11 protein-coding genes are annotated in these 8,569 nt (G+C 58.9%); 1 reads left to right on the top strand and 10 read right to left on the bottom strand.

What is annotated here, in order from left to right; translation table 11 throughout:
• Nucleotides 1-33: 33 nt before the first annotated feature.
• From ACQ4OB_RS24640 to ACQ4OB_RS24595, 10 genes are all read right to left on the bottom strand, one after another.
• Complete coding sequence (locus ACQ4OB_RS24640; protein WP_430956630.1) at nt 34-861, bottom strand: transporter substrate-binding domain-containing protein; 828 nt, start codon at nt 859-861, stop codon at nt 34-36.
• A 46-nt stretch (nt 862-907) separates the two neighbouring features.
• Nucleotides 908-1,636: an amino acid ABC transporter ATP-binding protein gene (locus tag ACQ4OB_RS24635; RefSeq protein WP_139273434.1), complete on the bottom strand. Its 729-nt coding sequence runs from the start codon at nt 1,634-1,636 to the stop codon at nt 908-910.
• A gap of 60 nt (nt 1,637-1,696) precedes the next feature.
• Nucleotides 1,697-2,671 carry an amino acid ABC transporter permease gene (locus ACQ4OB_RS24630; RefSeq protein WP_074873817.1) on the bottom strand — a complete coding sequence of 325 codons (975 nt, stop codon included), beginning with the start codon at nt 2,669-2,671 and terminating at the stop codon, nt 1,697-1,699.
• Nucleotides 2,672-2,801: 130 nt separating this feature from the next.
• Nucleotides 2,802-4,052: a 2-aminoadipate transaminase gene (locus ACQ4OB_RS24625; protein ID WP_430956629.1), complete on the bottom strand. Its 1,251-nt coding sequence runs from the start codon at nt 4,050-4,052 to the stop codon at nt 2,802-2,804.
• 279 nt (nt 4,053-4,331) lie between these two features.
• The gene (locus ACQ4OB_RS24620; RefSeq protein WP_074873819.1) at nt 4,332-4,670 is read right to left on the bottom strand and encodes a HopJ type III effector protein; all 339 of its coding nucleotides are present in this window, start codon (nt 4,668-4,670) and stop codon (nt 4,332-4,334) included.
• Nucleotides 4,663-4,959: a DUF1244 domain-containing protein gene (locus tag ACQ4OB_RS24615; RefSeq protein WP_074873820.1), complete on the bottom strand. Its 297-nt coding sequence runs from the start codon at nt 4,957-4,959 to the stop codon at nt 4,663-4,665. Before ACQ4OB_RS24615 ends, ACQ4OB_RS24620 begins: the two co-directional genes overlap by 8 nt.
• Before the next feature lie 68 nt (nt 4,960-5,027).
• A complete protein-coding gene (gene folX, locus ACQ4OB_RS24610; protein WP_008150698.1) occupies nt 5,028-5,399 on the bottom strand; it encodes a dihydroneopterin triphosphate 2'-epimerase in 372 nt (123 codons plus the stop codon).
• Nucleotides 5,400-5,401: 2 nt separating this feature from the next.
• Entirely contained in the window at nt 5,402-5,977 is a 576-nt protein-coding gene (gene folE, locus ACQ4OB_RS24605) for a GTP cyclohydrolase I FolE (RefSeq protein ID WP_074873821.1), read from the bottom strand.
• A gap of 22 nt (nt 5,978-5,999) precedes the next feature.
• Nucleotides 6,000-6,710 carry a dihydromonapterin reductase gene (folM, locus tag ACQ4OB_RS24600; RefSeq protein WP_430956628.1) on the bottom strand — a complete coding sequence of 237 codons (711 nt, stop codon included), beginning with the start codon at nt 6,708-6,710 and terminating at the stop codon, nt 6,000-6,002.
• 117 nt (nt 6,711-6,827) lie between these two features.
• Nucleotides 6,828-7,397 carry an antibiotic biosynthesis monooxygenase gene (locus ACQ4OB_RS24595; RefSeq protein ID WP_074873823.1) on the bottom strand — a complete coding sequence of 190 codons (570 nt, stop codon included), beginning with the start codon at nt 7,395-7,397 and terminating at the stop codon, nt 6,828-6,830.
• Nucleotides 7,398-7,609: 212 nt separating this feature from the next.
• Here ACQ4OB_RS24595 and ACQ4OB_RS24590 point away from each other — a divergent pair, with 212 nt between their 5' ends.
• Nucleotides 7,610-8,569: a MerR family transcriptional regulator gene (locus tag ACQ4OB_RS24590; RefSeq protein ID WP_430956627.1), complete on the top strand. Its 960-nt coding sequence runs from the start codon at nt 7,610-7,612 to the stop codon at nt 8,567-8,569.

Raw genomic sequence — 8,569 nt, 5'->3', positions numbered from 1 at the left:
GGAGCCGGCTCACTCCCACAGGGGTAGGTGGGGTTATTTGACGGTTGAGTAGTCGACGCCGTACCACTTGTTCGACAGCTTGGTCAGCGTGCCGTCCTTGTGCATCTCGCCGATGATTTGGCCGAGCTTGGCCTTCAATTCCGCGTCACCCTTGTCGGTGGCAATGGCCAGGGGTTCGTAGAACGCCACTGCATTGTCGACGGCCCGTAGCGGGTAACCGCTCTTCACAGCGGCGTCCAGTGTGCTGCGTTGAGTGAGGATGGCGTCGAGCCGGGTACCGTCACCCAGACGCAGATCGTCCAGCGGTCCGACGGAACCGGAGTAAGTCTTCATTTTTGTGGTCTTTACGTCATAAATGACGGGCGGCACGTCAGTGGTTTCGATGGCCAGCGCCTGGCTGAAATAGTCCTCGGACGTGGTGCCGCCTTCGACACCGATCGTTTTGCCATTGAGCGCTTTGTGGTCGGTGAGGGCGGATTTGTTGTGAACCGCAAACACGTAAGGCACGTAGTAATAGGTCGCGGGGAAATCGAGAATTCGCGCGCGACTTTTGGTGGCGGTCATCGAGCCCACGGACATGTCCCAGCGCCCATTCCATTTGCCGGCGGTGATCACGTCCCAATCGGGGGTGATGAACTTGACCTCGACGCCGAGACGCTTGGCGATCTCCTTGGACACGTCGATATCAAACCCGTCGATTTCATTCTTGTCGTTGATAAACCCTTGGGGTGGCCAGGTTGCCGACGTGGCGACGGTCATTGTTTTACTGCTCTGGATTTTGTCCAGAACCGCTCCGGCATTGGCGGCGCCGACGAACACCAGCGACATTGCGGCTGCGATTACGTGTTTTTTGCTGACCATGTCCATCTCCACTTTTCGTTTTTGTTATGAAGGGGCAAAGCGCTGCTCAGTGACCAATGATCTGCGACAGGAATTTCTGCGCGCGTTCGGTTTGCGGGTTGTTGAAGAACTCGGAAGGGGTGGCTTGTTCGATGACCTGGCCCTGGTCCATGAACAGCACGCGGTCGGCGACCTTGCTGGCAAAACCCATTTCGTGGGTCACGCAAATCATGGTCATGCCGTCGGTGGCCAACTCGCCCATCACGTCCAGCACTTCGTGGACCATTTCCGGATCGAGGGCCGAGGTTGGTTCGTCGAACAGCATTACTTTGGGGTTCATGCACAGCGCCCGGGCAATCGCCACGCGCTGCTGCTGGCCGCCGGACAGTTGCGAAGGGTACTTGTGGGCATGTTCGGCAATTCGCACCCGCTCCAGGTAAACCTGAGCGCGTTTTTTCGCCTCGGCGCTCGACACGCCTTGCACCAGTTGCGGGGCCAGGGTCAGGTTGTCCATCACGCTTAAATGTGGGAACAGGTTGAAGCTCTGGAACACCATGCCGATTTCCCGGCGCACCGCGCTGACACTTTCTGCCTCGCTGGTGAGGGTGATGCCGTTGACCTGAATGTGGCCTTCCTGGAAATTCTCCAGATGGTTGATGCAACGAATCATCGTCGACTTGCCTGAGCCCGACGGCCCGCACACCACCAGGATTTCGCCCGTGGCAACGTTCAGGTCGACATTGCGCAAGGCGTGAAAATCGCCGTACCACTTGTTCAGGCCGGTGATGGAAATCATCGAAGGGCTGGCCTTCGCAACAGGTGCCAGGTCGAGTCGTTCTGCCGTAGTCATCACTCATCAACCCCTTGCAATGGATCGGTTGACCCGTTTTTCGATCCGCGCCTGCACCCGTTCGAGGATGAACGACAGGGCCCAGTAAATCATCGCGGCGGTGATCAGCATTTCCAGGTGGCGGAAGTCCGCGCGGCCCTGGGTCTTGGCCAGGTACATCAATTCCCAGACACCGATCACCGACACCAGCGAACTGTCCTTGAGCATGGCGATGAACTGGTTGCCGGTGGGCGGGATGATCACCCGCAAGGCTTGCGGCATGATCACCCGGCTCAGGGTCTTGAACGGGCTGATGCCCAGGGCTCGCGAGGCCTCCCACTGACCTACCGGAATGCTCTGGATGCCCGCCCGAAAAATCTCGGTCATGTAAGCGCCGTAGCACAGCGACAACGCGAGGATGCCGGCCGGCACGGCGTCCACCACATAACCCAGTTGCGGCAGTCCGAGGTAAATCAGGTAGATCTGGATCAGCAGCGGAACACCGCGAAAGAACGAGGTGTAGAACGAGGCGATGGCATTGGCCAGGCCGTTGTTCGACAGCTTGGCCACAGCACCGATCAAGGCAAGCACGAAGGCAATCACAATTGCGATGGCGGAAATGTATAGCGTGGTCGCGGCGCCCTGGATGATCAGGAAACCGATCTTGTCGAGGATGAAGCTGTAGGAAAGGTCGAAGGTGTCGAAGAACGCCAGGAACAGGATCAGCAGTTCGATCCAGACCACGCTGGTCTGCACCTTGAATTTCAAGCGCCCGAGGACGTGAAAGTTCAGCGTGCCCAGCGCAGCAATCGCCAGGCCGATGGCGATATTGCGAGCAGTCAAGCTGTCCGGGGCACTGCCCAGCAGCGGATGCAGGAAATGACTGAGGGCGCTGTTACCCAGGTTCATCAGGTAGGAGCCGAGAAACAGCACCACGGCTACGCCAAGCAGGAATTGAGGATCATTGGACTTTTTTTTATAAATTATATTGTCGTGATACATGACTGCCTCAGGCTTGTAAGTGGTAGTGATCTCGCTTGGTAAGAGGGGTATTTGGTCAGTATTGCGACGCAAAATCGGGGACTACAAGCGAACATAATTCGCTATGTCAGTCCCGGATCGCAGTTTGCTTTCAGGAAAGCTTCGCCAGGCAGGCTTCGAAAATATCCAGCCCTTCTTCCAGCACCGCGGCCTCAGTGGTCAACGGCGCCAAAAGCCGAATGATGTGGCGCGACTTGCCGCTGGGCATCAGCAGCAAACCGGCATCTCGTGCCAACGCCAATAGCTGCGTCAATTGCGCCGAGGCCGGTGTGCCGTCGGCATTGATCAACTCGATGCCGCGCATCGCGCCAACGCCGGTCAAGCGGCCCAGAAACGGGGAAAGCTTGTTGGCGCGCCAGGCCTCGTAGCGGCTGACAATGGCTTCTTCCTGTTGCGAGCCCCAGGCGTGCAGGTTCGCATCGGTCATCTCGTCCAGGGTGGCCAGTGCCGCGGCGCAGGCAATCGGGTTGCCCGAATAGGTGCCGCCCAGTCCGCCCTTGGGCAAGGTGTCGAGCAACGACTTGCGCCCGACCACTGCGCCCAGTGGTACGCCGCCGGCAATGCTTTTAGCGAGCAGGATCAGATCGGGCTCAATCCCCAGTCGCGAAAATGCAAAGCGCTGGCCGGTGCGACCGAAGCCGGACTGGATTTCATCAACGATCAGCAGGATGTTTTTCTCATCACAGAAGCGACGTAGCGCCTGGGCGAACTCCACGTCCAGCGCCAGGAAGCCCGATTCGCCCTGCACCGGTTCGACGATAAAACAGGCGACGTCATCAACGTCGATCTCGACGCTGAACAGCCGGTCCATGGCTTTCAGGGCCTCGGCGCAGGTCACGCCGTTGTCCTTGCTCGGGTATGGCAAGTGAAAAACCGTACCCGGCAGCACGCCGACTTTCTGTTTGTAGGGCGCGACTTTGCCGTTGAGGTTGAGCGTGGCGAGGGTACGGCCGTGGAAGGCGCCGTCGAAGGCGATGACGGCCGTGCGACCGGTGGCGCCACGCACGATCTTCAGGGCGTTTTCGGCCGCTTCTGCGCCGCTGTTGGTGAGCATGCCGCTGACCGGGTAGTCCACCGGAATAAACGCGGTGAGGCGATCCATCAGTTCGATGTAGGGCACATGCGGGGCGGCGTTGAACGCGTAGTGGGTCAGCCGCGTGGCTTGTTCGCGAATGGCCTCGACGATGCGCGGATGGCAATGGCCGAGGTTCAGTACGCCGATGCCGCCGACGAAGTCGATGTAGCGTTTGCCATCGGTGTCCCAGACCTCGGCATTTTTGCCGTGGCTGAGCGTGACGGGATGAACGATGTTGATCGACTGGCTGATGGTTTCGCTGCTCATGGATGACCGACTCTGAAGAAGGGATGCTTCTTTTTATCTAAGCCGTGAGCAGTGGTTTGGGGCAAACGAAATAAAGTGGCCGGGTCAATCTTAAAAGTCGGGATGTTGCCTGTACCGATCGATGGCGACGCGTAACCTGTGGCGAGGGAGCTTGCTCCCGTTGGGTCGCGAAGCGACCCTGCTTATCTAAAAAGAAGGGGACCGCTGCGCAGTCCAGCGGGAGCAAGCTCCCTCTCCACAGGTTCAGTGTCGTTTGTGACGTATTTTGCGGGCGTTGAATCAGCGGCGAGTCAGCGGCTGTTGAGTGAACTTCACACCGGCCAGGCCATGAGCAATCAGCGCGCGGATATTGCCGTGATCGCTGCCCTCAGGCGTCGCCACCACCGAACGGTAATGCTCGCCGAACGCCAACAGCGCTTCTTCATCGCTCAAGCCTTCCAGCAGCGCCAGACCCAATGTCTTGCACGAGCCTTCATTCTGCCCGGCTGCGTTTTCCACGCCGCCGTTGTTGAAAGCCTGAGGCTGATAGTCGTAGCCGGCGGCGATGAAAGCCAGGGTGTCGGCAAAAGCGTGTTCGCCGCTCTTGAGGCTGGCGCGCAGGGTGGTCAAATCACTCATTGGGTTTTCCTTTGGCGAACGCCGCTTGTTGTTCGGCGTTGGCTTCTTGCTGGTATTGGGCTTTCCACTCGGCGTACGGCATGCCGTAAACCACTTCGCGGGCTTCATCGAGGCTTACCTCGATCTGGCGTTCATCGGCAGCGGCCTTGTACCACTTGGACAAGCAATTGCGGCAGAAGCCGGAAAGGTTCATCAGGTCGATGTTCTGCACATCCTTGCGGCTGTCCAGATGGGCGACCAGCCGGCGAAAGGCGGCGGCTTCGAGTTCCAGGCGTTGTTGATCGTTCATGGCGGGCTCTGTGCAATCAAATCGTGGCGCGGATGATAAAAGTCTGACGAACAATGCGCCAGACGCGGTCAGCGGCTCGCGGCGAGGGTAATCGATACCGACTCGGCGAAACGCAGGGCGTGGGGCTTGTCGACTTCGACCTCAGCGTACAACACCGACTCGTTGGCCATGACCAGATCGAGAATTTCCTGGGTCAGGCGTTCGAGCAGCGCGAAGCGATTGCCTTCCACGTGGGCGATGATCGCCTTGGTGATGGTGCGGTAGTTCAGCGCGTGATCGATGTCGTTGTCACGCACCGCTTCCTGAGCGGCATACAGGATGGTCAGGTTGATCTGCACATCCTGCTTGTTGAGGATTTCATCCTCGTTGATCCCGATGAAGGTCCGCAGGCACAGGTTCTTGACCCGGATGCGTGCGGTTCCTGGTTGAAGTTGTGGCATTGCTACTTGCTCCGTCCAATCAATTGCAGGAACTCCTGGCGGGTATTGCTCGACTCGCGGAAGGCGCCGAGCATCACCGAGGTGTTCATGGTCGAATTCTGTTTCTCGACGCCGCGCATCATCATGCACATGTGCTTGGCTTCGATGACCACCGCAACGCCCGCCGCGCCGGTCACTTGCTGTACAGCTTCGGCGATTTGCCGAGTGAGGTTTTCCTGGATTTGCAGGCGACGGGCGAACATGTCCACCAGTCGCGCAATCTTCGACAGGCCCAGCACTTTGCCCGTTGGAATATAAGCCACATGCGCCTTGCCGATGAAGGGCAGCATGTGATGTTCGCAGAGCGAGTACAGCTCGATGTTGTCGACGATGATCATTTCATCGTTGTCGGAAGCGAACAGCGCGCCGTTGACGATCTCTTCGACACTTTGCTCATAACCACGGCAGAGGTACTGCATGGCTTTTGCCGCGCGAACCGGGGTGTCTTGCAGACCCTCGCGGTCGGGGTTTTCACCGAGGCCGATGAGGATCTCGCGGTAGCTCTGGGACAGGGCGTTCTGGGGCAGGGAAAACGTCATGGAACATCCTCGCGGGGGCCGCTTATTTGATGTGCCGTCCGCCGTTGACGGTCAGGGTCGTGCCGGTGACATAAGGGTTGTCGAGCAAATAACGCAGGCTCTGGTAGATCACTTCGCCGCCGGGTTCGATGCCCAGCGCGGATTTGGCCAATACCTTGGCGCGGTATGCCGCGTCATCGTCGGGGTTGAACATTAGCAGGGCTGGCGCGATACCGTTGACCTTGATTGTCGGCGCGTATTTCGCGGCGAAGGACAGGGTGAGGCTGTCGAGCCCGGCTTTGCTGGCGCAATAGCCAATGTGCTTGCTGCTGCCCTTGCGGGTCACGTCATCGCTGATGTGCACGATGTCGGCGGGGCTTGAGCGTTGCAGCAAGTCGGCACAATGCAGATTGATCAGGTAGGGCGCCAGCATGTGGACGTTGAACATGCGGGTGAAGGCTACGGCGTCGGTGTCCGGGGTTTCGGCCAGCCACTCGGAGGCGTTGTGGACGATTGCCCGCAGGCTGTCGGTGTGGTTTTTCAGTTCGCTGATGAACGCGAAGATCCCGGCTTCAGTGGCGAAGTCGGCAAACACCGCGATAGCCCCCCGGTCGCGTAGGACTTGCACGCCGGGGCGTTCACTGCGGTAGCTGAAGATCACCGGCTGGCCATCCTCGAGCAAACGCTGCGCACAGTGCAGGCCGACACGTTGGCCGGCGCCAGTGATGAGGATTGGGGCTACGGAAGAGGTCATGAACGGCTCGCGTCGCGGTAAGAGCAAAACTATACCAGCGCGCGGCGGCATTCACCTACCGTGGGGCTTTCCCTGTGGGAGCGAGCCGCCCGGAGCCGGCTCGCTCCCACAGGGAAGTTAGTGGTTTTGAGGAGTGGGTGCAGCGGGCAGCGGCCGTTGCGGCGTGGTGTTCAGCCAACCGGCCAGCAGACGGGTCGACAGCGGAATGAAGAAGTAGACCATCAGCGGGGTCAGGCACAAGGTGCTGATGAACACCCGGCTCAGCAAACCCATGTCGCTCAGCAATGGCCCGAGGATAAAGTTGAACAGCAGGGAAACCGGAAAGAATGCCAACCAGATCGCCACGGCCTGTTTCCAGCGTGGTGGGCGCTGGCCAGCCGCGCCGAACCAGCCTTCGATGCCGCTGACTCGATGTTCCGTTGGATCGGCAAACAGGTCACTGCCGCGTGCCAGCCATGCGGTGCGCGAGGCGGAATGCTCCCAGGCGTGCAAAGTCTGCTCGTCGGCAAAGCGGAAAATAATCTGGAATTCGTCATCGTCGGGCGGCGGAGCGAGCACGCCAGAGCCGAGATAGCCTGGAAAATCGGTGGCCAGTTGTTCGCCTTCGCGCAACCAGGTAATCAGGTCTTGATAACGCCCAACGGCGACGCGGCGCGCAACCATCAGCGTGACGGGTGAGGTAGACATTGTGCATCTCCGTATAACAATCGCGTCGCTCCGGGTAGGAGTTTCGCCAGGCGCAGCGCCGGGGTGATGGGCTGCGTCGTGGAACAAGCAAGGATTATTCCTGATTCTGCCGGGTACGTCAGTGATGTTTGTCGCCAGCAACGTCTTGAATGGTAGGGGGGGCAAGGGAGGTAGAATAGGATCCAATTTATACATGGACGTAGAATTAAAAAATGCCTGTCCTGACTGATGTTGTCCCTGGATTGCAACCCGGTCTTCCACTCGAACAGGAAGACCTGTTTCCGATACGCGAAGTGTCGCGCCTGACGGGGGTCAACCCGGTCACGCTACGCGCATGGGAGCGCCGCTATGGGCTGATCCAGCCCGCGCGCACCGAAAGTGGGCACAGACTGTATTCGTTGTCCGATATCGATCGTGTCCGCAGCATCCTTGGCTGGATCGAACGCGGCGTTGCTGTGGGTAAAGTCGGCAAGATCCTGGCCAGGATTGCACCGCTACAGGCCCTGTCACACATCATCCCCAATGAACTCGTACAGGCTGACTACACGCAATGGCAGCAACAGGTTCAGGCGGCGGTGAATGCATTCGACGAGGTGCAACTGGAGCAGGTCTATGGACAGATCTTTTCCAGTTATCCGCTGACTGTCGTGTTTCAGGACATTCTGCTTCCACTCTGGAAGCAACTGCGCCAGCGCCATGAAGCATTCGGCCAGGCCAGCGAGTGGCTTTTCCTGGATGGTTTTCTGCGTTCTCGAGTGTTGCAACGCCTGCTGCTGGTGCGTGTCCTGCAACCGCGACGGGTGATTGTCTGCGCCCTGAGCGATCAGTGTCGTGAACTCGATGTGCTGGTAACGGCGCTGTTTTTGAGCAGTGTCGATTCGGCTATTCAAGTGTTGGCTATCGGTCAGCCATTCGATGAACTGGCCCTGGTCTGCGAAAGAGTCAAACCCCAGGCGCTGGTGCTGATTTCCAATCACGCGCCTGCGCTCGAGTTGCCGCGGCGACTGAAGCGCCTGGCCTTGAGCCTGGATTGTCAGTTGTTGCTGGCGGGGGATGCGTCCGATCTGGTGCAGGAAAGCCTGGCGGGATCGTCGATTGGATGTCTGGGCAACGAAGGATTGGTCATGCGTCAGCGTTTGAAACAATTCCTGACAGGCAACCTGGACACCTGA

It is taken from the genome of Pseudomonas sp. ES4 (genome assembly GCF_050586665.1).
Taxonomy (GTDB): Bacteria; Pseudomonadota; Gammaproteobacteria; order Pseudomonadales; family Pseudomonadaceae; genus Aquipseudomonas; species Aquipseudomonas frederiksbergensis.
The sequence above is the reverse complement of the archived record's forward strand: the minus strand, read 5'-3'. Positions and strand labels throughout refer to the sequence as shown.